This window comes from Parabacteroides sp. AF39-10AC (assembly GCF_003635405.1).
Classification (GTDB): domain Bacteria; phylum Bacteroidota; class Bacteroidia; order Bacteroidales; family Tannerellaceae; genus Parabacteroides; species Parabacteroides distasonis.
The window spans coordinates 13,057-39,792 of record NZ_QTLP01000014.1; the positions used below are offsets into that span (position 1 = coordinate 13,057).

20 protein-coding genes and 1 pseudogene are annotated in these 26,736 nt (G+C 43.1%); 18 read left to right on the plus strand and 3 right to left on the minus strand.

Annotated features, from left to right (window positions below):
* The first annotated feature begins 7 nt into the window (after nucleotides 1-7).
* The 9 genes from DW033_RS13550 to DW033_RS13590 all read left to right on the plus strand — a co-directional run bounded on the left by DW033_RS13550 (nucleotide 8) and on the right by DW033_RS13590 (nucleotide 12,469).
* The gene (locus tag DW033_RS13550; protein ID WP_122370114.1) at nucleotides 8-1,777 is read left to right on the plus strand and encodes an arylsulfatase; all 1,770 of its coding nucleotides are present in this window, start codon (nucleotides 8-10) and stop codon (nucleotides 1,775-1,777) included.
* Nucleotides 1,778-1,878: 101 nt separating this feature from the next.
* Nucleotides 1,879-2,235 carry a 30S ribosomal protein S6 gene (gene rpsF, locus DW033_RS13555; protein ID WP_005865478.1) on the plus strand — a complete coding sequence of 119 codons (357 nt, stop codon included), beginning with the start codon at nucleotides 1,879-1,881 and terminating at the stop codon, nucleotides 2,233-2,235.
* Nucleotides 2,236-2,237: 2 nt separating this feature from the next.
* On the plus strand, nucleotides 2,238-2,507 hold the full coding sequence (rpsR, locus tag DW033_RS13560; RefSeq protein WP_005637107.1) for a 30S ribosomal protein S18: 270 nt from the start codon (nucleotides 2,238-2,240) through the stop codon (nucleotides 2,505-2,507).
* A 21-nt stretch (nucleotides 2,508-2,528) separates the two neighbouring features.
* Nucleotides 2,529-2,975 (plus strand): 50S ribosomal protein L9, encoded by a 447-nt coding sequence (gene rplI, locus DW033_RS13565; RefSeq protein WP_005855078.1) that lies wholly within the window; start codon nucleotides 2,529-2,531, stop codon nucleotides 2,973-2,975.
* A 135-nt stretch (nucleotides 2,976-3,110) separates the two neighbouring features.
* Nucleotides 3,111-4,274 carry an N-acetylmuramoyl-L-alanine amidase gene (locus DW033_RS13570; RefSeq protein ID WP_009018600.1) on the plus strand — a complete coding sequence of 388 codons (1,164 nt, stop codon included), beginning with the start codon at nucleotides 3,111-3,113 and terminating at the stop codon, nucleotides 4,272-4,274.
* 37 nt (nucleotides 4,275-4,311) lie between these two features.
* The gene (locus tag DW033_RS13575) at nucleotides 4,312-5,196 is read left to right on the plus strand and encodes an MlaD family protein (RefSeq protein ID WP_005855082.1); all 885 of its coding nucleotides are present in this window, start codon (nucleotides 4,312-4,314) and stop codon (nucleotides 5,194-5,196) included.
* A gap of 366 nt (nucleotides 5,197-5,562) precedes the next feature.
* A complete protein-coding gene (dnaA, locus tag DW033_RS13580) occupies nucleotides 5,563-6,960 on the plus strand; it encodes a chromosomal replication initiator protein DnaA (RefSeq protein ID WP_008774487.1) in 1,398 nt (465 codons plus the stop codon).
* Nucleotides 6,961-7,217: 257 nt separating this feature from the next.
* A complete protein-coding gene (locus DW033_RS13585; protein ID WP_005855085.1) occupies nucleotides 7,218-9,758 on the plus strand; it encodes an adenosylcobalamin-dependent ribonucleoside-diphosphate reductase in 2,541 nt (846 codons plus the stop codon).
* A gap of 23 nt (nucleotides 9,759-9,781) precedes the next feature.
* Nucleotides 9,782-12,469, plus strand: coding sequence for a 4-alpha-glucanotransferase (locus DW033_RS13590; RefSeq protein WP_005865486.1), 2,688 nt, complete (start codon nucleotides 9,782-9,784; stop codon nucleotides 12,467-12,469).
* A 39-nt stretch (nucleotides 12,470-12,508) separates the two neighbouring features.
* On the opposite strand, the gene DW033_RS13595 is transcribed toward DW033_RS13590, so the two are convergent.
* Entirely contained in the window at nucleotides 12,509-12,880 is a 372-nt protein-coding gene (locus DW033_RS13595) for a polymer-forming cytoskeletal protein (RefSeq protein WP_005855088.1), read from the minus strand.
* 91 nt (nucleotides 12,881-12,971) lie between these two features.
* On the opposite strand from DW033_RS13595, the gene folB reads away from it, so the two are divergent.
* The 4 genes from folB to DW033_RS13615 all read left to right on the plus strand — a co-directional run bounded on the left by folB (nucleotide 12,972) and on the right by DW033_RS13615 (nucleotide 16,846).
* Nucleotides 12,972-13,340 (plus strand): dihydroneopterin aldolase, encoded by a 369-nt coding sequence (gene folB, locus DW033_RS13600; RefSeq protein ID WP_005855090.1) that lies wholly within the window; start codon nucleotides 12,972-12,974, stop codon nucleotides 13,338-13,340.
* A gap of 77 nt (nucleotides 13,341-13,417) precedes the next feature.
* Nucleotides 13,418-14,854, plus strand: coding sequence for a monomeric [FeFe] hydrogenase (locus tag DW033_RS13605; RefSeq protein ID WP_005855092.1), 1,437 nt, complete (start codon nucleotides 13,418-13,420; stop codon nucleotides 14,852-14,854).
* A 5-nt stretch (nucleotides 14,855-14,859) separates the two neighbouring features.
* Nucleotides 14,860-16,107 carry a PNGase F N-terminal domain-containing protein gene (locus DW033_RS13610; protein ID WP_121961114.1) on the plus strand — a complete coding sequence of 416 codons (1,248 nt, stop codon included), beginning with the start codon at nucleotides 14,860-14,862 and terminating at the stop codon, nucleotides 16,105-16,107.
* A gap of 94 nt (nucleotides 16,108-16,201) precedes the next feature.
* Nucleotides 16,202-16,846, plus strand: a complete 645-nt coding sequence (locus DW033_RS13615) for a MarC family protein (RefSeq protein ID WP_005865493.1) — start codon at nucleotides 16,202-16,204, stop codon at nucleotides 16,844-16,846.
* Nucleotides 16,847-17,272: 426 nt separating this feature from the next.
* On the opposite strand, the pseudogene DW033_RS13625 reads toward DW033_RS13615, so the two are convergent.
* A pseudogene (locus DW033_RS13625) lies at nucleotides 17,273-17,674 on the minus strand (glycoside hydrolase family 20 zincin-like fold domain-containing protein); the annotation flags it as partial.
* 184 nt (nucleotides 17,675-17,858) lie between these two features.
* Between DW033_RS13625 and DW033_RS13630 the strand changes: the two are divergent.
* The 5 genes from DW033_RS13630 to DW033_RS13655 all read left to right on the plus strand — a co-directional run bounded on the left by DW033_RS13630 (nucleotide 17,859) and on the right by DW033_RS13655 (nucleotide 26,214).
* Nucleotides 17,859-21,794 carry a two-component regulator propeller domain-containing protein gene (locus DW033_RS13630; protein WP_122382837.1) on the plus strand — a complete coding sequence of 1,312 codons (3,936 nt, stop codon included), beginning with the start codon at nucleotides 17,859-17,861 and terminating at the stop codon, nucleotides 21,792-21,794.
* A 203-nt stretch (nucleotides 21,795-21,997) separates the two neighbouring features.
* A complete protein-coding gene (locus tag DW033_RS13635) occupies nucleotides 21,998-23,221 on the plus strand; it encodes a site-specific integrase (protein ID WP_005865498.1) in 1,224 nt (407 codons plus the stop codon).
* Nucleotides 23,222-23,716: 495 nt separating this feature from the next.
* Nucleotides 23,717-24,256, plus strand: a complete 540-nt coding sequence (locus DW033_RS13645) for a UpxY family transcription antiterminator (protein WP_005865503.1) — start codon at nucleotides 23,717-23,719, stop codon at nucleotides 24,254-24,256.
* Nucleotides 24,253-25,389 carry an MraY family glycosyltransferase gene (locus tag DW033_RS13650; protein WP_005865505.1) on the plus strand — a complete coding sequence of 379 codons (1,137 nt, stop codon included), beginning with the start codon at nucleotides 24,253-24,255 and terminating at the stop codon, nucleotides 25,387-25,389. Before DW033_RS13645 ends, DW033_RS13650 begins: the two co-directional genes overlap by 4 nt.
* A 99-nt stretch (nucleotides 25,390-25,488) precedes the next feature.
* On the plus strand, nucleotides 25,489-26,214 hold the full coding sequence (locus DW033_RS13655) for a tyrosine-protein phosphatase (RefSeq protein WP_005865508.1): 726 nt from the start codon (nucleotides 25,489-25,491) through the stop codon (nucleotides 26,212-26,214).
* Here the strand turns inward: DW033_RS13655 and DW033_RS13660 are convergent, their stop codons facing one another.
* Nucleotides 26,215-26,730 carry an N-acetylmuramoyl-L-alanine amidase gene (locus DW033_RS13660; RefSeq protein WP_005865510.1) on the minus strand — a complete coding sequence of 172 codons (516 nt, stop codon included), beginning with the start codon at nucleotides 26,728-26,730 and terminating at the stop codon, nucleotides 26,215-26,217.
* Between the last annotated feature and the right edge of the window lie 6 nt (nucleotides 26,731-26,736).

Genomic DNA, 26,736 nt, shown 5'->3' on the forward strand with positions numbered 1-26,736 from the left:
GAATCGAATGACAAAGTTAGGCGTATTGTTTAGTGTTTTGGGAGTGGGGGCCGGTTGTATTCCGGCCTTCGCTCAAAAACAGCTCCCCAATATCATCGTAATGTTATCGGATGACCAAGGTTGGGGCGATTTGGGCTTCACGGGGAATACCTTCGTGCAAACTCCTAATATAGATCGTATCGCTCATGAGGGAACGATCTTGGAGAATTTTTATGTCTGTCCGGTGTCATCCCCGACAAGGGCGGAGTTCTTGACCGGACGCTATCATGTACGGAGTGGCGTTAATTCTACGACCGGGGGAGGCGAGCGCTTTAATCTGGGAGAGAAAACGATCGCGGAATATTTCCGGGAGGCCGGATACGCTACCTCTCTATTTGGAAAATGGCATAGTGGTACGCAATATCCCTACCATCCGAACGCAAGGGGCTTCGAGGAGTTCTATGGTTTTTGTTCCGGGCATTGGGGGAATTATTGGAACCCGGTGTTGGAGCATAACGGAGAGATTATTTCGGGCGAGGGCTTTATCATAGATGATCTGACCGATAAAGCCTTGGATTATATACGTGATCATAAAGAACATCCATTCTTTATGTTCTTGTCTTATAACACACCTCATAGTCCGATGCAAGTCCCGGATAGTTGGTGGAACCGTGTAAAAGATCGTACCTTGTCGCAGCGAGCTACTTTCCCGGAGCAAGAAGATACTACGTTTACGAAAGCGGCTTTGGCCTTGGCCGAGAATTTAGATTGGAATATCGGACGTGTATTGTCTTTGTTACATTCATTGGATTTGGAACAAGAGACGATTGTTATTTATTTCTCGGATAACGGCCCGAATAGTTTCCGGTGGAATGGTGGAATGAAAGGGCGAAAAGGCTCTACGGATGAAGGGGGTGTTCGTTCGCCGTTTTGTATCCGTTGGCCGGGACATATAAGGAAAGGGGCCGTGGAAACCCAGTTGTCCGGGGCTATAGACTTAATCCCTACTTTATTAGGTTTGGCGGGAATAGAATATACCCCGTTAAGGAAACTGGACGGAATCGATTGGGGACAGCGATTGCTGGATGAGAAAGCTCCTGCTATAGATCGGGTTTTATATAGTTATTGGGGAGGTAAGACGAGTGTGCGTATCTCATATTATCTATTGGATGCGGAAGATCATTTATATAAAACGGATATAGATCGTGAGCAACGGAAGGATGTATCGGATAAAGAACCCGAGATATATGAGCGGATGAAGCGTTATTCGAATTGGTTTAAGGATGAGTTACTGGCGGATTTCCCGAAGAAGGATACCCGTCCGTTTATAATCGGTCATCCGCGGGAAACCTATTCAAAGCTACCGGCCCGGGATGCGAGGATATCTGGCCCGATCGAACGCTCCAACCGTTATCCGAATTGTTCTTATTTTACGAATTGGAAAAGCCCGGAAGCGGAGATAAGCTGGAATGTGGAGGTTGAGGAATCCGGCTTGTTCGAGGCTTTTATCTATTATACTTGCGATAAACGAAATATAGGCTCTACTTTTGAACTTCGTACGGACCGGGATGCCGAGAATCTTGTATTTACATTGGATCAAGTAAATGACCAACCCATGCTCGGTGCGGATTTGGATAGGGTTCTCCGGGAGGAGTCTTATGTGAAAGGATTTACTCCTTGCTCTGTCGGTACGATTCCTCTATCGAAAGGTACGGCCACTTTATCCTTGCAAGCGAAAACGATCCGGAATGAGGAGGCTATGAATTTTTGGATGTTGGTGCTAAAACGAGTGAAATGAGTCTGAGATTGAAAAAAGTTGTATAACTATTTGCCAGTTATCAAATAATCACTACCTTTGCACCGCAAAATTTTTTATTAATCAATATTAAACAGCGTTTTATGAACAATTACGAAACCGTTTTCATTTTGACTCCCGTTTTGTCTGACGCTCAGATGAAGGAAGCGGTAGAGAAATTCACGAACCTTCTGAAAGCTCAAGGAGCTGAGATCGTGAATGAAGAGAACTGGGGCTTGCGCAAGTTAGCTTATCCTATCGACAAGAAGACAACAGGCTTCTACCAGTTGGTTGAATTCAAGGCAGATCCTAGTGTTATCGCTACGTTGGAGTTGAACTTCCGTCGTGACGAGCGTGTGATCCGCTTCTTGACTTTCCGTCAAGACAAGTATGCCGCAGAATATGCAGCTAAGAGAAGAAATCTGAAATCATCTAAAGAAACAGTAAAGGAGAATAATTAATTATGGCAGCAACTCAATCAGAAATCAGATATTTAACTCCGCCTTCAGTAGACGTTAAGAAGAAAAAATATTGCCGTTTCAAAAAGAACGGTATCAAGTATATCGATTATAAGGATCCTGAATTCTTGAAGAAATTCTTGAACGAGCAAGGTAAGATCCTTCCGCGTCGTATCACTGGTACTTCTTTGAAGTTCCAACGTCGTGTGGCTCAGGCTGTAAAGCGTGCTCGTCACTTGGCTTTGCTTCCTTACGTGACCGATTTGATGAAATAATTAATTAAGAGGAGACAGAATATGCAAGTTATTTTGAAAGAAGATGTAGTGAATTTAGGCTACAAAGACGATATCGTAACAGTAAAAGACGGTTACGGACGTAACTTTCTAATCCCCACGGGTAAGGCAGTGATCGCTTCAGAGTCTGCTAAGAAAGTATTGGCTGAGAACTTGAAGCAACGTGCCCACAAATTGGCTAAGATCAAGGAAGACGCTCAGACTTTGGCCGCTAAGTTAGAGGGTGTAGCTTTGACGATTGGTGCTAAGACTAGCTCTACAGGTACGATCTTCGGTTCTGTAACGAATATCCAAGTTGCTGAGGCTTTGGCTAAGGCTGGTTTCGAGAATATCGATCGTAAGATTATCTATATCAAGGAGTCTGTTAAGGAAGTAGGTAGCTATAAGGCTGTTTTGAAACTTCACAAAGAGGTTTCCGTTGAGGTTCCTTTCGAGGTTGTTTCTGAATAATAGATACTTTAATATATCATGAAAGAGGGTAGTTTCGAAACTGCCCTCTTTTTTTGTTTTAATTATAAAAAAAGACATCTGTCAATCAGCAAAAAAGCGCTACATTTGTTCCCGAATTTGCAATAATTTTAGAAAGTGAGCAAAAAGTCTTTTCTATATATTAACTTGCTATTTGCGTTGTTTTTTTTCTTGCCCGGACTTCAGGCGAGAGAGAAGACTTTTACGGTCGTGATCGATGCTGGGCATGGCGGGAAGGATCCGGGCGCTAGAGGGGCGAATATTAATGAGAAGGAGATAAATCTCGCTGTCGCCTTAAAATTGGGTCGACTGATAGAGAATAACGCGGAGGATGTGCGTGTGATCTATACTCGTAAGACGGATCGTTTTATCGAGTTGGACGAACGTGCGAATATAGCGAACCGCAATAAGGCGGATCTTTTCGTGTCTATCCATACGAATGCCGTAAAGCGTGGAAGTACCGTGCAAGGTACGGAGACGTATACGCTGGGTTTGGCCCGTAGCGAAGAGAACTTAGAGGTGGCTATGAGCGAGAACTCAGCGATCTTGTTGGAGGATAATTATCAACAACGGTATGAGGGATTTGACCCGAACTCTTCGGAGTCATATATCATTTTCGAGTTTATGCAGAATAAGCATATGGAGCAAAGTATTAGTCTGGCTTCCGAGATACAGAAATCGTTCGGGGCTTGTAAGCGGGTAGACCGTGGCGTAAGACAGGCTGGTTTTTTGGTGCTTCGCAAAACGAGCATGCCCAGTGTTCTGGTCGAGTTGGGGTATATCTCGAATCGTCAAGAAGAGCAGTTCATGAGAACCGCCGCCGGACAAAATAAATTGGCGGAAGCGTTGTACGATGCTTTTTGCAAATATAAGAAGAATTACGATCGTCGTAAAGGAAATTTTTCCGGAGTTGTCGCTGCTCCCGTAGCGAATGAGGAAACTCCGCCTCCGGGGAGCGAGGCTGATATCTTAAATAAAAAACAGCAAGCTACAAGACAGAAAACCTCAGTTTCTTCTACCACTTCCGTGAACAGGAACACGAAAGGAAAGGTTATATATAAGATACAATTCTTGACTTCCAATAAGAAGCTTCCTGCGAACTCCCGGTTATTTAAGGGGTACAAGAACGTGGATTTCTATGTGGAGAAAGGTATCTATAAATACACGTATGGCGAGACTTCGGATTTTAACTCGATCCGGAAGATGCGCCGAACGATCGCGAAGGATTTTAAAGATGCCTTCATCATCGCTTTTAAGGATGGGAAGAAGGTGAAATATTAATGATATAGGAATAAATTATACATTATAAATAAAGGAAATGAAAAGTGTATTCACTAAAGAGGCGAAGATCGGACTTGTGACGATCGTAAGTCTGGCGTTATTGTATTTAGGCATTAATTATCTGAAGGGTATTAACCTGTTTCAACCGGTGAACCATTACTACGTATCATTCAGCAACGTAAAGGGGGTGACGATTTCCAGCCCTGTATTTGTGGATGGTTTTAAGGTGGGATTGGTTCGTGATATTATTTATGACTATGATACGACCGGTAAGATCATCGTTGAGGTTAGTTTGGAAGATAAGATGAGGCTGAATAAGGGAAGTTATATAGCGGTTGTCAATACTTTCTTAAGCGGAGCTGAGTTGCATATTCATTTGAACACTTACGTGGATGACTTTTTGAAGCCGGGTTCTACGCTCGAGGGACGAATGGAAGAGGATATGATGCAATCCGTACAGGAGAAGATCTTGCCAAGCGTTGAGAACCTTTTGCCGAAGATCGACACGATTTTGGGTAGCTTGCAAACCTTGATCGCTCATCCGGCCTTGGCTCAATCCTTGAATCATATCGAAAAAACGACTAGCAACCTAGAGGTGTCTACCCGTCAGTTGAATCAGATGTTGAGTAAGGATGTACCGGGTATCGTGAATAACTTGAAGACGATGACGGATAATTTCTCGGAGGTGAGCGCCAACTTGAAAGAATTGGATTTGGCTACAACGGTCAATTCCATCAATGCGACCTTGGCGAACTTGAAGTTGACTACGGATAAATTGAACTCGACGGATAATAGCATCGGCTTATTGTTGAACGACAAAGGATTGTATGATAATCTGAACAGCACGATGGACAACGCCTCCAAGCTATTGCTAGATTTGAGGGAGAATCCGAAAAGATACGTCCATTTCTCTGTTTTTTGATTATGTTAAAAAATCATAGTATAAAAGACGTTATTTAGAATCATTCTAATTAGACAAAAAGTTAGGGGACTCCTGCTGATTATACGCATAAGGCCTTTAGGTAAAGTGAGATAGATACTTCCTGAGGCCTTATTCCGTCACCGGACGTCAGCGTTTACGCTTTTGTAGAGGTCTCTAAAATAAAGGGTTTTTGAACGTTGGTCGATCTAAATAGCAGTAAATCAGACAGGTATTAGTAACTATCTGAATCTAAAAGGGATATTGAAAATTCATATTTACCAAACAAAATAGCACTTTTTTTTTCGGAATTAATTTCTAAACTTTGTAGTCCGAATGTAAAAAGTATTAGTGGGAGAGAAAGAAAACATGCAGACTGATTATCAAACATTGTGGAATAAGTGCCTTGCGGTCATAAAGGATATTGTGCCTAAGGCAGCTTTTGACACATGGTTCGTACCTATCGTTCCGTTATCATACGAAGACAAGAAGTTTACCATACAGGTGCCTAGTCAATTCTTCTATGAGTATCTGGAAGAGAAGTATGTTAATGTTTTGAAAGTTACATTGTATCGTGTAATCGGTCAAGGAACCATTCTTAACTACCGTATCATGGTGGATAAGACCACTGGTGGTACGGTTGATTATCCGGCGGAGAATGCTTCCACCGCTGTAAAGAAAGTCACTCCCAAGGACGCTAACAAGGCTCCGAATCCTTTTATGACGACTGCTCCGCAGGATTTGGACCCTCAGTTGAACCCGAAGTATAATTTTGATAATTATTTCGAGGGTACGAGCAATAAGCTGGTTCGTACGGCGGGTGAGGCTGTTGCCCAGAATCCGGGAAAGACTACGTTTAACCCGTTGTTTATTTTTGGTCCGTCAGGAGTGGGTAAAACTCACTTATGCCATGCGATCGGAACCCGTATCCGGGAGTTGCATCCGGAAAAGAAAGTGTTATATGTATCTTCGCATTTGTTCCGGGTACAGTTTACAGATGCTATCCGTAAGAATACGACTAATGACTTCTTGAATTTTTATCAAAATATCGATGTGCTGCTGTTAGATGATATACAGGAGTTAATCGGTATGGATAAGACTCAAAATACATTCTTCCATATTTTCAACCACCTGCACCAGTTAGGTAAGCAGCTTATCTTGACTTCTGATAAACCTCCTGTGGATTTGCAAGGGATGGAAGAGCGCTTGATCACCCGTTTAAAATGGGGATTGACGGCTGAGTTGAGCCGTCCGGATCTGGATCTACGTAAAAAGATACTGAAGAATAAGATCAACCATGACGGAATCATGATTCCGGATGAGGTCTTTAACTTTATCGCTAATAATGTGACGGAGAATGTCCGTGACTTAGAAGGTATTCTCGTCTCTTTAATGGCTAATGCGGTTATCAATAATCGTGAGATCGATCTGCCGTTGACGAAACGTGTGGTTAGCCAAGCGGTTCGGTTGGAGAAGAAACAGATCTCCGTACAGATGATTCAGGAGATCGTTTGCAAGTATTTCAACTTGGAGCAATCGGTTATCCAGACTAATTCCCGTAAACGTGAGATCGTGCAAGCCCGTCAGATCACGATGTATTTGGCGAAGAAATATACGGACTCCTCTTTTTCCCATATTGGAAAGATTGTAGGAAAGAAAGACCATGCGACGGTCTTGCATGCTTGTAAGACGATCAAAGACCAGATTGAGACTAGTAAGTCTTTCCGGTCTTCCGTAGAGGAAATCGAGGTCTTGCTCAAGAACTAAATTAAGAATCCCTATATAGTAGGATAAGGACGTCTCTCTAAAGAGACGTCCTTCTTTGTTTTGGGAAATCCGTGTAAGTGTTAAGTTTTCTTTTTGGAAAACTATTTGATGCTTGGTTTTGTTTAAGTAGTTGAAAATGTGGGGTTGCGAGTTTGGTTTTGGAAAACTTTTCAATAAGTATTCTTTTTAACGTAGGGTAATTTGGATAACTGGTAAAGTATGCGTAAACTTGCAGTCGCAAAATAAATATAATAATTGTGGATCGTAAAACTTACACTTTTGACGAAGCGTTTAAGGCTTCATTGGATTACTTTACCGGTGACGAGCTCGCCGCTAAAGTATGGGTAAATAAATATGCCTTGAAGGATGCGTTTGGAAATATCTATGAGGAATCTCCGAATGATATGCATCATCGCTTGGCAAGTGAGATTGCCCGTGTGGAAAAAAAGTATCCGAATCCGTTGTCGGAACAAGAACTTTTCGACCTGTTTGATCATTTCCGCTACATCGTTCCGCAAGGAAGTCCGATGACGGGAATTGGCAATGATTATCAAATTGCCTCACTCTCTAATTGTTTTGTTATCGGATTAGACGGGCAAGCGGATTCGTATGGTGCGATTATTCGTATTGACGAAGAACAGGTACAATTAATGAAGCGCCGTGGTGGTGTAGGCCATGATCTTTCGCATATCCGCCCGAAAGGTTCTCCGGTTAAGAATTCCGCGTTGACTTCTACCGGGTTGGTTCCGTTTATGGAACGTTATTCGAATTCCACCCGTGAGGTGGCCCAAGATGGCCGTCGTGGAGCTTTGATGCTGAGCGTTTCTATTAAACATCCGGACTCGGAGGCGTTTATCGACGCTAAGATGACGGAAGGTAAGGTTACAGGTGCAAATGTATCTGTGAAGATTGATGATGATTTCATGAATGCCGCGGTTAATGGCGGTACCTATAAGCAACAATATCCAATTGATTCGGATTCTCCCGTTTATGTGAAGGATATCGATGCTTCTGGCTTATGGAAAAAAATTATTCATAACGCTTGGAAATCCGCTGAACCGGGTGTGTTATTCTGGGACACGATCTTACGTGAGTCTGTACCAGACTGCTATGCGGATCTGGGGTTCCGTACGGTTTCCACGAATCCTTGTGGCGAGATACCTCTTTGTCCGTATGATAGTTGCCGTTTGTTAGCAATCAATTTATATTCATATGTGGTAAATCCGTTCACTCCGGACGCTTATTTCGATTATGATTTGTTCAAGAAGCATGTAGGTTTGGCCCAGCGGATTATGGATGATATTATTGATTTGGAGTCGGAGAAGATCGAGATGATCTTGGCTAAGATCGACTCGGATCCGGAATCCATGGAGGTAAGACAAACAGAGCGTCATTTGTGGGAAAAGATCCAACGAAAGACTTTGCAAGGACGTCGTACAGGTGTGGGCATCACGGCGGAAGGCGATATGATTGCCGCTTTAGGTTTGCGTTATGGAACAGAAGAAGCAACCGATTGTGCGGAACTTATACAAAAGACATTAGCTTTGGCCGCATATCGTTCATCCGTAATGTTGGCGAAAGAACGTGGTGCCTTTGAGATATTCGATGCGAAGCGTGAGGAAAAAAATCCGTTCATCAACCGTTTGCGTGAGGCTGATCCTGCTTTATATGAGGATATGTTGAAATACGGCCGTCGTAATATCGCTTGCTTAACAATCGCTCCGACAGGAACGACTAGCTTGATGACACAGACCACTTCCGGTATAGAGCCGGTATTCTTGCCGGTATATAAGCGCCGCCGCAAAGTAAACCCGAACGATTCCGAGGCTCGTGTGGATTTCGTGGATGAGACAGGCGACGCTTTCGAGGAGTATATCGTATTCCATCATAAGTTTGTAACGTGGATGCAAGCGAATGGTTATTCGGCAAGTAAGAAATATACACAAGAAGAAGTGGAGGAGCTAGTTGCTAAGTCTCCTTATTATAAAGCGACTTCCAATGATGTCGATTGGTTACAAAAAGTCCGTATGCAAGGACGCATTCAGAAATGGGTGGACCATTCTATCAGCGTAACGATCAATTTGCCGAACGATGTAAGTGAGGAGTTGGTAGACTCTTTGTATGTTGAGGCATGGAGATGCGGATGTAAAGGATGTACTGTTTATCGAGATGGTTCTCGTTCCGGTGTCTTGATTGCGACAGATAAAAAGAAGAAAAAAGAGGATTGTAACTGCATGCAACCACCGGTTATCGTATCTACCCGTCCTCGTGAATTGGATGCGGATGTGGTAAAATTTCAGAATAACCGTGAGAAATGGATCGCTTTCGTCGGCTTGTTGAATGGCCGTCCGTATGAGATCTTTACCGGTTTGGCCGATGATGACGAGGGTATCATGTTACCTAAAAACGTTTCTAAAGGTACGATCATCAAGAGCTATGATGAGGATGGTAATAAGCATTACGACTTCCAGTTCAAGAATAAACGCGGTTATAAAATGACAATCGAAGGTTTGGATGGCAAGTTTAATCCGGAATATTGGAACTACGCTAAATTGATCTCCGGTGTGCTCCGTTACGGAATGCCTATTGATCAGGTTATAAAACTGGTACAGGGTATGGAGTTGAATAGCGAGTCTATCAATACTTGGAAGAATGGCGTGGAACGGGCCTTGAAGAAATATTTACCGAACGGCATGGAAGCGAAAGGGCAGAAATGTCCGAACTGTGGGTTGGAGACCTTAATTTATCAAGAAGGTTGTTTGATCTGCACGAATTGCGGAGCCTCTAAATGCGGTTAAATAATTGACTAAATCTATATACCATGAAAGTCACTTTTAATATAAACTTCCATACCGTTTGGGGACAGAAGTTATGTGTAGTGGGCTCCATACCGGAATTAGGCTCTTGGGAACCTGCTTTGGCTAAGGAGATGAATTACTCTGGGGATGGAAACTGGAAACTGGAACTGGATCTTCCACCCGATATAAAAGATATAGAATATAGATATTTCTTAAGTGTTAATGATAAGCAGATCTTTGAGGAGTGGGAGAAGAATCACCGGATTGTATTGGATGGACAATCTGATTCTTACATCCTTTATGATTATTGGCAAATCCGTCCGGATAATCTAGCCTTTTATTCTTCTGCTTTCACCAAAAGTTTATTCGCTCATCCCTGCAATACACATGAGAGGGTCGTTAGAAGTGGAAGAAAATTGGTGATAAAGATATCCGCTCCCCGGGTGGAAAAGAATCAGTGTGTAGCCATTACTGGAAATCAAGAATGCTTAGGTAACTGGCATCCGGACAAGGCTTTATTGTTGAGTTGCGATACTTTTCCGGAATGGCATATTGATTTAGACGCTGCGGAGATACGGTATCCTTTAGAATATAAATTTTTGGTTTGGGATAATGATTCCCGTCAACCTTTGTATTGGGAGAGTGATGAGAATCGTATTCTAAGTCTTGTTCCCCAGAAACAGGGTGAGACCGTTGTTATATCTGGTCTTTACTTCCGGGATAGCTTACCGTTATGGCGTTGTGCCGGCTCGGTTATCCCCGTCTTTTCCTTGCGCTCGGAAAAGAGCTTTGGGGTAGGTGATTTGGGAGATTTACACATGTTGGTGGATTGGGCTAGAAAGACGCACCAACGTATCATTCAAGTATTACCTATGAATGATACGACGATGACCCATACTTGGGTGGATTCCTATCCGTATAGCGCTATTTCTATTTATGCCCTTCATCCCATGTATGTGGATTTATCGGCTTTGGGGACCTTGCAAGATCCGGAGAGAGCTGCTTTTTATGCAGGGAAGCAAAAAGAATTAAACGCAAAAGATACGGTTGATTACGAGGAAGTACTGAAATATAAATTGGGTTATTGTCAAGAATATTTCGCAGGGGAGGGTAAGGCTGTATTAGATACGCCGGAGTTTAAAGAGTTCTTGGCGCAAAATGAGTCATGGTTGATGCCTTACGCTACTTATTGCTTCTTGCGGGAAAGTTATGGGACATCGGATTTCTCTCAATGGCAAGGTAATTCTACTTACAATAAGACACGTGTTCGCGCCCTATGCCGGGAAGATAGTGACGCATGGCCGGAGATCTCGTTCTCTTATTTCTTGCAATATGTATTGCACAACCAGTTCAAGTCGGTATCGGATTATGCCCGTAAGAATGGAGTTGTATTGAAAGGTGATTTACCCATTGGCGTGAGCCGCACTAGTGTAGAGGCTTGGACGGAACCGAAATATTTTAATATGAATGGTCAAGCGGGTGCTCCCCCCGATGACTTTTCCATGAACGGTCAGAACTGGCTGTTCCCGACTTATAACTGGGATGCGATGGAGAAAGATAATTTCTCTTGGTGGAAAAAACGCTTCGCTAAGTTAAGTGATTATTTCGATTGTTTCCGTATAGATCACATCTTGGGATTTTTCCGAATATGGGAGGTTCCTTGTGAATATGTGCAAGGGCTTTGTGGTCATTTCAATCCAGCGTTGCCGTTCTCGAGAGAAGAGATCGAGCAGTATGGATTGAATTTTAACGAGTCTCGTTTCACGACCCCACATATCAATCGACAATTCTTATCGGAATTGTTTGAGGAAAATACAGAAGAGGTGATAGGTGCTTATTTGGCACAATCCTCCTCCCGGCATTATGTGTTAAAACCGTTCTGTGATACGCAAAGGAAGATTGAGGCGTTGTTTGCGGATAAGGCGGATCCTGTTTCCCTACGGATCAAGAATGGCCTGTTTACGATTGCGAATGAGGTATTATTTCTTCGTGATCCAAGAGAGACCGATAAGTTTCATCCCCGGATCTCGGCGAATCAATCCTATATCTATCGGGAATTGAGTGGTTCCGACCGTTATGCGTTCGATCAGTTATACTGGCATTTCTTCTATCATCGCCATAATGATTTTTGGAAGGCGCAAGCGTTTAAGCGTTTGACACCGTTGGTTGCGTCCACGGAGATGTTGGTTTGTGGAGAGGATCTCGGTATGATCCCCGCCTCTGTTCCCGAGGTTATGAATAAGTTGCAAATACTAAGCTTGGAGATTGAGCGTATGCCGAAGAGCCCACAGCGGGAATTTTCCGATATGTTCAATCTGCCTTATCATTCGGTTTGTACGACTTCTACACATGATATGACTCCTCTTCGTAATTGGTGGAAAGAAGATCCGGAGAAGACACAGCGTTATTACAACCATGTATTGCAACGGATCGGTGAGGCCCCGGATGAATGTACGGCTGAAATCGTTGCCCAGATTATTTCTAATCATTTGAAGACTCGTTCCATGCTGACGATTATTCCGTTGCAGGATTGGTTTGCTATGGATGATTCTATCAAGCGGAAGGATATAGAATCCGAGCGTATTAACGTTCCTGCGAATTCAACGCATTATTGGCGCTACCGGATGCATATTACGTTGGAACAGCTTTTACAGGCTGATAACCTGAATAATAAGATAGTCTCGTTGATAAAAGAGGCTGGACGAAAATAAGAAAGACTAAGGGCCGTATCGAAAAGTGCGGCCCTCAGTCTATTTGTCCGCTTTCTTTTTCTCGGAACACATCGAGCAGGCTCCGTTGAACCGTGCGTTTGGTTCGATCTCTAGGGATTGGGTATATATATCTCCCTTGATAATTGCTGTTGATTTTAGAATAAGCTTTGCGCTTACTTTTACGGAGCCATCTACCTCACCGAGAATCTCAGCATTCTCGGATACGATATTGCCTGTTACGCTACCTTTGGGGCCGATAACGATCTTGCCGTTGCAACTGATATCTCCCTCTACTTTTCCATCCAAGCGAAAGTCTGTCTCTGTGATAATATTACCCTTTATCGTTGTCCCCGCAGCCAAGGCGTTGTGTAATCCGCCTGCGGAATTTTCATCTTTTTGTTTTATTCCCATCATAATGTGTTGTTACTTGGTTGACAAATATAAGACTATTTTTTTGCAGGAAGGTTTACTTTCTATACATTTACAGATAAATTAAAAGATTATGACAACAAAGATTGAATTACGAAGGATGACATTCTATGCCTATCATGGCGTGGCACCCCAAGAGACCCGGGTTGGGAATACTTTTATCGTAGATTTGATACTGACAGCTCCGTTGGAGAACGCGGTATGGAGCGATGATTTAAGCGATACGATCAATTACGCCACAGTATATGAAACCGTGAAAGCAGAAATGGCTATCCCCTCGAGACTTCTCGAGCACGCGGCGGGGCGTATCTTGAAGGCTTTGAAAGAGAGATTTCCACAGATCACGGAGGTGGAACTTGTCTTGTCTAAATTAAATCCTCCGTTTGGCGGAGATATTCATAGTGCCTCGATAATTCTTAAAGAAAGCTTTCTTTCTGTTTAGAAACTTTTATTTACCTTCGCGTTTGTAAAGAAGTGATGCGATATACGATATACTAAAAGCACAAATACGATAACATTATGGCATTTACCAACAACGTAATGATTGTTCGTCACGGATTGCTGGCGAAGTTAGTAAAGCTCTGGAAAGAAAACCGTCTTCTAGAAGAAATTGATCGCTTGCCGATCGAGTTGAGTCCCCGAAAATCGAAAGTGAGGGGCCGTTGCTGTGTACATAAGGAACGTGCCGTCTGGAAATACAAAACCTTGCCTTTGCTTGGTTTTGATATGCAGGACGAGGAAGATGAGTTGACACCGCTTTCAGAGTATGCGAAGCGTGCCTTGTTCCGCTCGGAGAATAAGAAGGAAAATATCATGTGTGTAGTGGATGAGGCGTGTTCCTCTTGTGTCTCCGTGAATTATGAGATCACGAATCTTTGCCGGGGGTGCGTGGCTCGTAGTTGTTATATGAACTGCCCGAAGGACGCTATCCGATTCAAGAAAAATGGTCAGGCCGAGATTGATCATGAAACTTGTATCAGCTGTGGTAAATGCCACCAAAGCTGTCCGTACCATGCCATCGTTTATATCCCGATCCCTTGCGAGGAAGTTTGTCCAGTTAAGGCGATCAGCAAGGACGAGTATGGGGTGGAGCATATCGACGAGTCTAAATGTATATATTGCGGTAAATGTGTGAATGCTTGTCCGTTCGGTGCTATCTTCGAGATCTCGCAAGTATTCGATATCTTGCAACGCTTGCGGAATAAGGAACAGATGGTAGCGATTGTCGCTCCGTCTATCTTAGCTCAGTTTAGCGCTCCGAAGGAAAAAGTGTATGGCGCTATCAAGTCCTTGGGATTCGAGGAAGTGGTCGAGGTGGCGCAAGGCGCTATGGAAACCACCCGCCATGAGGCGGAAGAATTGATCGAGAAATTGAAAGAAGGACAACCGTTCATGACCACTAGTTGCTGTCCGTCTTACGTGCAATTGGCCGAGAAACATATCCCGGATTTAAAGAAATACATCTCTTCTACCGGATCTCCGATGTATTATACGGCCCGTATCGTGAAGGAAAAATATCCGGATGCGAAGATCGTGTTTGTTGGCCCGTGCGTGGCGAAACGAAAAGAGGTGAAACTAGATCCGTGCGTGGATTTTACACTTACGTTTGAGGAAGTAGGTTCCGTATTGGAGGGATTGGGTATCAAGATCGAGGAGGCCCAGCCTTTCTCCGTATTATTTAACGCTGTCCGTGAGGCGCATGGCTTCGCCCAAAGTGGTGGTGTGATCAACGCCGTTAAGGTTTATTTGAAGGACGAGAACGTAAATGCCGTGCAGGTAGCCAACCTGACAAAGAAAAATGTGGCATTATTACGCGCTTACGCTAAAACCGGAAAGGCTCCCGCGCAGTTTATAGAAGTGATGGCTTGCGAGGGCGGTTGTGTGACCGGTCCTTGTACGCACGCCGATAAGACTGCCGGACAAAAGCAGCTTATTAAGGAGCTTACTAAATTCTAGACAAAATGATTAAAAAATTGGTTTTATTTGTCTCCTTGACGGGAGTTTTTCTATGTACCGCTTCTTGCGGGCATAAAGAATTACCGTCAATGGGAGATTATTCCGTACAGGTATTTAATGATACCCGCATACGTTTCGCTCCGGATGTATATCCCGCCGCTTTTAACGCTCCGGGACCGGACAGTATCTATCATTTGGTGAATGGCCGTATTATCTTGAAGAAGGTAACATTGCCGGAATATAAGCGAAACGTTTCCGTCAAACTCCGGGTTACGGTAGCTTCGAATGGAGATCGCTGGGATAAATCCGGCTCTTGTTTTGTATTGCCAAATGCCTCGGGCATTAATTTGTTGAATATCGCTAAAGGCGAGAAGGAGTTTCCTGCGGTGGATAGCGTGAAACTGGAGAAGATGATCGGTATCATCCCCGGGACGGATTATCAACCTACCGTGGAATTGATGCGTTTCATGACTCCGTTCGGAGTAGGGCATTACAGTAGTCCCGAGGATAGCTTGACGAAACATCGTAAACCGGTGTATGTCGACCATTGGGAAGATAGCGTAAGCTGGGAGCAAGACATAACCGATTTGTATCCTCTTTTGGAAGGTGGTGCTTATGTTGGAATCTTTATCGATACATGGACACCGGAAGGATACGTCGCAAGCATGACGATTGATGTGGATGAGTCCGATCTGACTTGCGACGCTTTGCCGAAGAAACATGTAGAGCCGTTGATGAATACGGTTTATTATATCGGGCAGGAATATCCGGATATATTCGCCCGGAAGGACGTGTCATTGGATTTTGATATTCCTCAAGGCGCACGTGATGTCCGTCTGAAATATATCGTTACGGGACATGGCGGTCATTCCGGCGGGGATGAGTTCGTGGAAAAACAGAATATTGTTTCCGTTGATGGAGTTCCAGTCTTGGATTTTGTTCCTTGGCGTACGGACTGCGCTTCTTTCCGTCGTTTTAATCCGGCTACCGGGGTTTGGTTGAGAAAGCGTCTGGCTTCCTATATCACCGAGAAGGGATATTCGGAGAAAGAAGTAGAGGAACCCTTGGCGTCTTCGGATCTTTCCCGCTCTAATTGGTGTCCCGGATCGGATGTGATACCGGAAGAGGTAGCGTTGAAAGATATCCAACCCGGCCATCATACGCTGACGGTGAGTATTCCGGAAGCGGCAGAAGTGGATGGGAATAAGCTGAATCATTGGTTGGTCTCAGCCTATTTGGTCTGGGATGAGTAAATAATGTGATAATATGTTATGTACCAATGTGCCAATCATTCTCTCTTCAACTAATTGGCATATTGGCACATTAGCCAATTAAAAAATTATTGATATGGAAGACTTGTTACCTTTCGCCCTATTATGTTTCACTTCGTTTTTTACGTTGACCAATCCACTCGGTACGATGCCGGTTTTCTTGACCATGACCAATGGTATGAATGACCATGAGCGGAAAGCGATTGTCCGAAGGGCCACGATCGTGTCGTTCATCACCTTGATGGTTTTTACTTTCTCCGGTCAGTTCCTGTTTAAGTTCTTTGGTATCTCTTCGAACGGCTTTCGCATAGCTGGCGGCTTTATTATCTTCAAGATCGGTTTTGATATGCTTCAAGCACGCTACTCCAATGCGAAGTTGAAAGAGGAAGAGGTGAAAACCTATGCGGATGATATATCCATTACTCCTCTGGCGATCCCGATGTTGTGCGGTCCGGGAGCGATCGCCAACGCTATCATGCTTATGGATGACGCTTCGACATTCACCTTAAAGGGTACGTTGATCGGAATAATCGCATTGGTCTATTTTATCACATTCTTGATCTTGCAAGCTTCTACCCGGCTGGTACGTATATTGGGAGAGACTGGAAATAACGTGATGATGCGTTTGATGGGATTGATACTGATGGTGATCGCCGTGGAATGTTTCGTAAGCGGATTGAAGCCTATCTTGATCGATATCTTGCGTGAGGCGATGGGCTAACAAATTACCAGACCAGCTTCTTTCTGCGATGGGTGCTAAATATTGGAATAACCTTTTTTTATCCTCATCGCAATCGGAGATATTTGCTTTCCAGATAAGTTGCTCTGCTTGGAACGGGAGATACGATATGATATCATGGGTGTGTGTTGTTCCGTTTGAGATCGTGATCTTCTTGGATTTAGCATACAGGTTCATATCCTTCATTTTTTGCTGTCCTTCAGGTGTCGTATCATGAACTTCTTGTGTGAAATGAAGTCTGTTTATTTTTAACATGGCTAGGTGATCGATCAATTCTTTGAGATTATCCTTCGAGATGAGAGTGAAAGGTGTGTGTATTGCCACGGTCCGATTGCTGTATCGGGGGCCATCTAGTATGGTCATTCCCGGTACGTTCCATTGAATATTCTCTACCTGAGTTTGGTTGTTTATTGCTGGAGGAAGCAGAAAACGTAAGGTTTGCATTGCGTAAAAGAAACCTTTTTGTCCAGATGCTTTTATTAGAATACAAGAGGGGGCTATATTCAGTTTATAATGTTCGGCCGCTAGTTCTCTGTCTGTGCGGAATATGATATTGGCTCGTTTGTCTTGTATTTTTATTTCTGGGGTGAATCCGGCGGAAAGCGTGAACAGATCGGTCAACTCCCGAGCGATCATAGCCTGTTTTTCATTTTCTACACTGATGAGAGTTGCCTTATTGAAGGTGAAATCACCTTTGTCTGATACACTTTGCAAGGGGAAAGGAATGATCTCCGGTTTTTCGTCCGGAAGGAAACATTTTACAAGTATCATAACCAAAATAATAAAATATATACCTGTTGTACGTAACATAAGAATAATTTTTAATGATATGCTTTTTTGTTTAATTTTTCACTTGCTGCAAATCTATGCTTTAAGGATATTTTCTTGGGTCCAAAATCGTCCGTGAAAATTCAAAAAACGTTTTTTTATACTCTGCAAGCCTTATATTTCGGACGATTTAGTATTTTTGCCGAACAATGGGTGATATACAACTATGCGAGTATTTTGGAGGTTTTTACAATTATATCTATTGCTGTTTTTTGTGTGTTTAGCGGAGTCTCTTTATGCAGCTCCTAAGTATTATTTTAAACAAATTTCTTTGGAAAACGGATTATCGCAGTCTTCCGTAAAATGTGTACTGGTAGATGAAAGAGGTGTTATGTGGATTGGTACCCGGTTTGGGTTGAATCGTTTCGATAGGGAAAAGATTACCGTTTATCAGGAGGAGAGGGAGAACCCGCATTCTCTTCCTTATAATGATATAGTTTTTTTGGAGGAAGATGCGGAGGGGAATGTTTGGGTAGGAACTAGTCGCGGATTGGCATATTTCGATCGTGGTACTCGAAAATTTGTACGTCAGGAAATAGACGGTCAACCTTTGGTCGCTGCTTGTAGCCTCCTCATGCCGGAAGGAATCTATTTTTTAGGGAAGCAAGGTGTTTTTTGTTATTCCTATGCGGAAAAGAAAATGATCCGGTGTAAGTTCAAGGAAAGTCCGTTTGAATTTTCGCCTAATTATGTTTATTTGTATGACGAAAAAGAGAGGAAGGTCATACTGTCTTTTCTGGAAAAAGGGCTTTGGTGGTATTCGCTAGACACCGGAGATATGGAACGTGTGTCGTTTATCCCCAAAGGGAATATCCCCTCCATGTATATAGATTCATTCAAGAGAATATGGGTGGCTATCTATAATAAAGGTGTTTTTTGTTATGATCGAGAGGGGAGATTGCAGGAGCATTTGGAAACCCCGGAGAGATTGACTCATAATATCGTGCAAGATATGTGCGAGAAAGATGGCGAACTTTGGCTGGCGACGGACGGAGGTGGTATCAATATATATAATTACAAAAATAAGACCGTAAGAGCGATTATGCATCTTCCGGGCGATCGCCATTCGTTGCCGGTAAATTCTTTCGCCTGTCTGTATATCGATGATGAGGATAATGTTTGGGCGGGCAGTATCAGGGGAGGATTGATCGGCATCAAACCTGTTTTTATGACGACTTATCGGGATGCTCCTCCCGGGGCTTCTTACGGTTTGAGTTTTCAGTCGGTCACTTCCATGTATGAAGATCGTGATGGGAAAATCTGGATAGGAACGGATGGGGGAGGTCTTGATTTGTTTGATCCGCAAAAAGAGACTTTCCGGAAATATCCTCAGACTGCGGGGATGAAGGTGGTGTCTATCATGCCGTATAGCGATTCGGAATTGTTGTTATCTTTGTTTGGTGTAGGGCTTTATCATTTTAATAAAAATACAGGAGAATGCCGGGAGTTTTTGTTAAATTGGGGGCATGTGCGAAAGGATTTATTCTTACGAGGTAATTCGATTCGTTTATTTCCTTTAGACGAGGACTGTTTTTGTCTTTTATCCGATAATCATTTGTCTGTGTATAATCGGCGGAAACAACAATTTGAGCCTTTACCGGAAGATCTGTTACCGCAAAGTTTGCTTGCACCCCGTTTCATACAAGGCGATTCTTGTTACATAAGTTCTTCCGCAGCTTTGTATGTGTTGGATATCCCGCATAAGCAACTACGTCCGTTATTTGTGAGGAATGAGGATATCGGTACGATACTTGCGGTAAAACAAGATAAAGATAACCGTTTTTGGTTGGGGACATCTTCCGGTCTATATGTTTATGACCGTCTCTCGGAAAGATTGGACACGGTTGATCAGGATCGTTTTATTGGGGTAACGTCTCTTGCGTTTGATCGTTCTGATCGCCTTTGGATAAGTACTCATGAAGGGTTGTATGCGTATGTACCGGAAGAGAAGCGTGTAATCGTTTTTGGGGAATCTGACGGTGTCTTTACACGTGAGTTTCTTCCGGAACCTGCTTTTGAGGCTTCTTCCGGTAATATTTATATTTCTGGGGTGGAAGGGCTGGTTAGGATACGGCCCGACTATGACATTCATGAGGAAGAGGATTTTTCTGTAAGCATGATTAATTTGGCTTTAGATGGGGCTCCGATTCATCCCGATGGTATATCCGGGGAACAGGCTATTTCCATTCCGTGGGATTATGTTTCTTTTGGGTTAAGTGTTATCGTGAAAGAGAAGGATTTGATGCGGAAGAAATTATTCCGTTTTTACATCAAGGGAGACCGTGAGGAGTTGTTGGAGACTTCAAGCCATGCATTTACATTTCCGGCACTTTCTCCGGGCAACTATGAATTATGGGTTTCCTATAGCAAGAAGAATGGAGACTGGAGTGTTCCTTTGAGATTATTGACAGTAGATGTGGAGCCTCCTTTGTGGAGACGCGCTTGGTTCCTGATCGCGATGGGGGTGATTGTGTTTGCGGCAATTGGAGGGATGATCTGGTCTGTCATGCGACGCAAAGAAAGGAAACTTGCTTGGGCCATGAAAGAACATGAACGAAAGTTTTATGAGGAAAAAGTCCGTTTCATGGTGAACATCAGCCATGAATTACGTACGCCGCTTACTTTGATCTATGCTCCGCTCAAACGTTTGCTGAAATCCGGAAAGGTGACGGATAAAGATGTATCCCGGCAATTGGATGGTTTGTTGTTGCAAACTTGCCGGATGCGGGAGATCGTCGATATGGTGCTCGATGCCCAGAAGTCTGATACGAACGGCGATGTTATGGATATTCGTTTTTACGATCTTAACGATTGGATACGATCGGTAACGGATGATTTTATCATGGAATTCGAAGCCCGTAGGATTTCTGTGCGGTTCCAGTTGGATGCTTCAGTAGAGAAAGTACCCTTTGATACTTCCAAATGCCGTGTCGTTTTATCTAATTTATTGATAAATGCGATGAAATTCAGCGATCCGGATACCTCATTAGTCATTGGTACGGAGCGTATGGATAAGAATGTGCGGGTTTTCCTTGCGGACCAGGGGATCGGATTGAGACATGTGGATATAAACCGTCTTTTTACCTGTTTTTACCAAGGTGAACACGACCGTAAAGGGAGTGGGATCGGGTTGGCTTATGCCCGGAAACTAATAGAGTTGCATGGCGGAAGTATAGGTGCTTACAATAATGAGGATGGAGGTGCCACTTTCTATTTCGACCTTCCTTTCACGCAAGCGTTTGTTGCCGCGGAACCGGATAGCGTTATCGATTTAAGCGTGAAGGGCACTGACAAGCCGGAAACAGATGTGTGCGGGGTACAGGTAGATACGGAGCTTGCTAAATATACATTGTTGGTGGTTGAAGATGAGATAGAGCTGCGTAACTACTTACTCGGTGTCTTGCAGGCAGAGTTTAAGGAGGTTTTTGTAGCCGGAGACGGGGAAGAGGCTTGGGAAATCTTGGGGCAATGTCAGCCGGATATTGTAATCAGTGATGTCATGATGCCTCGGACTGATGGTTTTGAGCTGTGTTACCGAATCAAGAACGACGTAGCGGTTAGCCATATTCCTGTGGTTCTATTGACCGCTAGGGTGGATCAAGCAAGTTCGGTAGAGGGGTATAAATCAGGGGCGGATATCTATTTGGCGAAGCCGTTTGATATAGATTCCTTGTTGGTGATTCTACGGAATATATTGAGACAGCGAGACCTACTTCGTGTGCGTTATCGTGAGTCCGGTTGTCTATTCTCTCCAAAAGAGGATGCGACAAGCAATGCGGACGAACAATTCATGTGTAAATTGAATACGTTGCTTCGGGAGAACTTGAGTAATCCGGATTTGAATGTGCCTTTTATCGCCTCTGCGATGGCGATGAGTAGAACGACGCTTTATAGCAAGTTCAGTCATTTGTCGGATGTCTCGGTTGGTGATTATGTGATTCGGTTTCGTATGGTCGAGGCTTCTCGGTTGCTTTCATCTCATAAGGATATCAGTATTCAGGAAGTAGCGGACCGTGTCGGTTTTTCCAGCGCTCGTTATTTTAGTACGGCTTTTAAACAAAGCTATGGGGTCACTCCAACCGAATATCGTCGAAATAATTAAGTGTTAGTTGCAGACTATTCTTTTCATAAATTCAATCTTTTTAGCAAAATCTGATAGATATCTCCTATAAACAACTTTTTGGGTGAGTCATATGTTTTAAATAGCTCCTGAATGAGGACATTATGATAGATTTTCTATGATAATTATTATTGTCTACCTATTGACATTTCGGGTTGGCTAGTGTAAAATTGGCTTAAAAAAGTATGGCTACAATAAAAGTAAAGTTTCGTCCATCGACGGTGAGAGGCAAAGCGGGTGTTGTCTGTTACCAACTTTGTCACAGACAGGAGAATAGGCAAATAACTACCGATATGCGGATATTTCCTCATTGGTGGAATGGGGAGAAACGAGAGTTGGTTGTTACGCCTGACAATGAAAAAACTATTTTTTCTTATCAGAAACGAATAAATGCGGACTTAGCTGCGATCCGGAAAATCATTCGGGAATTAGATGCTGTAGGGAATGAATACACCTTGTCCGATGTGATCGGGAGATTTCGATCTCCAAAAACTGAAACCGGAATGTTGGACTATTTGAGAAAAGAGATTGGACTCCTTCATGATAGCGGTCAATTCAGTACTTCCCGTAATTATTTACGAACATTGAACAGCTTTTCCTCTTTTTTAGAGAATTGTGATATACCTCTCACCGCATTAGACTCCGATACGGCTTGCAAATATGAGAAATGGCTATGGGGAAGGAGAGTGAGTAAGAATAGTAGCTCATTTTATATGAGAATCTTGCGTGCCGCTTATAATAAAGCTGTACAAGAGCAACTTGTGGAGCAAGCTTTTCCTTTTCATGAGGTATATACCGGGATCGCCAAGACATCGAAACGTGCCGTTAGTGAAAAGACCATTTTGAAATTGCAGAGACTTGACCTGTCTTATTCATCGGCTTTGGCTCTCTCCCGGGATTTGTTTGTATTCAGCTATAGTACTCGAGGGATGGCGTTTGTGGATATGGCTTATTTGAAAAAAGAAAATATAGGTAAAGGGGTAATTACTTACTGTCGCCATAAGACCGGTCAAAACCTGACGTTGCGTATTGAACCTTGTATAGAGGCGATCTTGAGACGATATCTATCGGACTCTTCGAAAACTCCCTATGTATTTCCAATCATTACCGATGAAAATCCGGATCGGGCTTATTTGCAATACCAAACGGGATTGAATTACCATAATCAGAAATTAAAGCGATTGGGGAAGTTAATCGGTGAGACATTGCCTCTATCTTCATACACTCCCCGCCATAGTTGGGCTACCGCTGCACGCAATCATAATATCCCTGTTGCGGTTATCAGCGCAGGAATGGGACATACCTCCGAGAAAACAACTCTTATTTATTTGGACTCTTTGGATAACTCGTTGATAGACAATGCGAATAATGGGATTTTAAAAGATCTAAATTCTACTGTCTCTTGGTAAGAAATCTTAGAAATACGTCGCAAATGTAATTATAATCTGCAAAACAAAAAAATAAAGGGGGGATTTTTGGATATAAATTGTATCCTCTGTTGATGTAACTCGTTAACAAATAGCGTATATAAATACGTTAATTGTTTTCTTCTCTATTATTCTTTGTCTGGTCTGGAAAATGAGAGTGTATACTTTTTTCGACAACAACCTTATCTTTTTTCGAGTATCAAATTGAGTAAACCGAGTAAAAAAGTAGTTTATATATATATTATATATTTGATAATAAGATAAATAACTATTTGTACTGTTTCTTACCAAGAAACGGTAGAAATATAGGGTTAGGGTTTCCCATTCACTGTAGTCAGGAATGGTCCTCATTTCGGAATTTTATATAAAAATAGCCGGATTAACCTTGATTGCTGTATATCCTTTAATCAAAAAATAAGGAAATACAGGAATGGAAGGTATATCCTCTTTGTACATGAATAAAAACGGTATAATTCATTGAAAACAATAACACTTGACGGCAACCATTGGTTTGCGCTAAAAGTATTTTATAACAAAGTTTTTGAGATCGAGGAATCCCTCAAGAAGGATGATATCGATTGCTATTTCCCTTGTGAGTATGCGGTGGTCATGCGGAATGGAGTAAGAAAGATCATACGTAAACCAATTATCAGTTCAATCCTGTTCTTTCATTCTACGACATTGCGTGCGATGGAGATACAGAGGCAATTCACGGACAAGGTGATCCTGTATACAAGAGATAAGGAATTGAAAAAGGTGCCACTTATCATTCCGGACCGGGAGATGAATATTTTCATGTTGGTCACGTCATCCGGCGAGAAAGGAATGGAATATTTGGGGGCTGACAGTACCAAGTTTTGTCGGGGAGAACGTGTGAGAGTGATTGACGGGAAATTCAAGGGGGCGGAAGGATATATCTGCAGGATCAAGAAAAACAGCCGTTTGGTTGTCGCCATTCAGGGGGTCTGTGCCGTAGCGACCTCCTATATCCCACAAAGCTTTATTCAAAAAATATGAGAACGATAATAGAGACCGGTCTTTTTTTATCAGGTGGTTTTTTGATATCCATTTTACAGGGATTGATACTTATCCCCAATATCTTGTTGATCTCCTATAAGAAACGATTGTTTGATCAGCCCGACGAGCGTAAGGTGCATTCCATACCTGTTCCCCGCTTGGGAGGTATCTCTTTCTTCCCGGCGATACTCGTGTCGCTCTGTTTGATAATCGGTCTGTTCCATTGCGTTGGGATTCCGATAGCTCGTTTGCTAACCGATCGAAGTTTGTTGGAGTTACTGTTTTGGGTCAGTGGTTGTATGCTACTTTATCTCATTGGTGTGGCAGATGATCTGGTGGGTGTCGGTTATCGTTACAAATTTGTTGTTCAGGTTTTTACGGCGATCCTATTGGTGTTGCCGGGGGCATGGATTAACTCGTTAGGCGGTTTGTTCGGAATTTATATGCTTCCTTCGTGGGTGGGTATTCCTTTGACGGTTTTGATAGTCGTTTATATAACCAACGCTATTAACCTGATTGACGGTATAGACGGCTTGGCTTCCGGCTTGAGTTGTATCGCGCTTACCGTATTGGCGGCTATCTGTATATCTAACGGATCTTATTTTTATGCATTGTTGGCGTTAGCTACGTTAGGTATATTGATACCTTTCTGGTTCTATAACGTTTTTGGCAACGCTCAGCGTGGGCACAAACTTTTCATGGGGGATACAGGAAGCTTGACGATCGGTTATATCCTCAGCTTCTTGGTAATACAACTAAGTGTCGTACATTCAGATGGGGAGGTCCGGACAAACCCTTATATGGTTATAGCATTCTCGACGCTCTTGGTTCCTCTTCTTGATGTCTTCCGTGTGGTGTTGCATCGATTACGTAAAGGCAGGAATCCCTTCTTACCGGATAAGAATCACATCCATCATAAGTTGTTGCGGACTGGTATGCGTGTCCGTACGGTATTGGTGACGGTCCTGTTAATCTCCTTCTTTTTCATAGGGATGAATATCCTGCTGTCCCCGGTTTTAAATCTTACTTGGTTATTGGTACTAAATATGTTGTTGTGGGCATTGATACATCTTATCATCAACCGGTGTATCATCCTTTACAAGGAAAAAAGTAGCATCAATGAAATCAATTAATTTTATATCAATAAGAGTTCTCATTATTCGTAACCGTTATGGCTACAAATATGGCTACCATTACGGCTACGCTGGATATACGAAAGAGGAATAAATAGGATGTGGTTTTTCAAAAAGCAGACCAGTCTTGTGGGAAGCGGTATTTTGGAGGGATTTACTGATTACCATTCACATATATTACCCGGGGTGGATGATGGTATACAGACGTTGGGTGAATCTTTGGATACGTTGGATTGTTTGGAGAAACTAGGAGTTAAATCTATTTGGCTTACTCCCCATGTCATGGAAGACATTCCCAACACGAGCGAGAAATTGAGAGAACGTTTCCAGCTTCTTCTTCAATATTATTCCGGAGGTATAGCTCTCCATTTAGCTGCGGAATACATGTTGGATAACTTATTTGAGGAGCGACTGGCCTCGGAAGACTTGTTGCCGATTGGCAAGGCTCAAAAACATTTGCTAGTGGAGACTTCCTATTTTAATCCTCCGATGGGATTAAATAATATTCTGCTTCGGATCAAGGCAAAAGGCTATATACCTGTACTGGCGCATCCCGAACGATATACCTATATGAATGAGAAAGATTATTGGCGATTGAAAGGTATGAACGTGAGGTTCCAATTGAATCTCCTTTCCTTGATTGGTGCATATGGTCCGGAGGTTCGAGGTAAGGAGGAGTGGCTACTGAAAAACGGCTATTATCAACTCTGTGGAACTGATATTCATAGCCTTAAGCTTTGGAAAGAAAGTGTTATGAAGAAAAGAATATCGGGAAATGTCTCTCGAATGTTGCAAGGCATCATAGCGACACATTTCCCGGGATAGTTAATGGAACAAGTAACGATATTCATCGCACGAGAAGCAGGGACAAGCTTTCTTTACGCCGGGCAAGTCACGATGCCCCACGATAAGCGCATGAGGAAAGAGCGTGTGGAGTTTCCACAGGAGTTCCCTCAATTGCTCCTTCTGTTCCGGGGTACGGGTATCGGCGGTTTTGCCGCTTTCATCCAATCCGCCTTCATAACAAATACCTATGCTGCAACGATTGAGTCCACGGACATGGGCACCTACTTCCAGCAGTCGGCGATGCTGTGTCACGATTCCACTCCTGCGGATATAGAAATGATAGCCGATGGTACGGAATCCCCGTACCTTATGGTCACGGAGAAGCTGTTCCACCGTATAGTCACGGTCACTTTGGGTAGCGGAACAATGTATGACGATGAAGCGGACAGAGTCCGCCCCATTCATCATTAATCCGCTTTCCACTTGCGTCAGCAGGGTACGCTCGTTGAGCGTCTCTTCTCCGCCGACAATCATGGGAAATGTTTCTTGCGTCATTGTCAC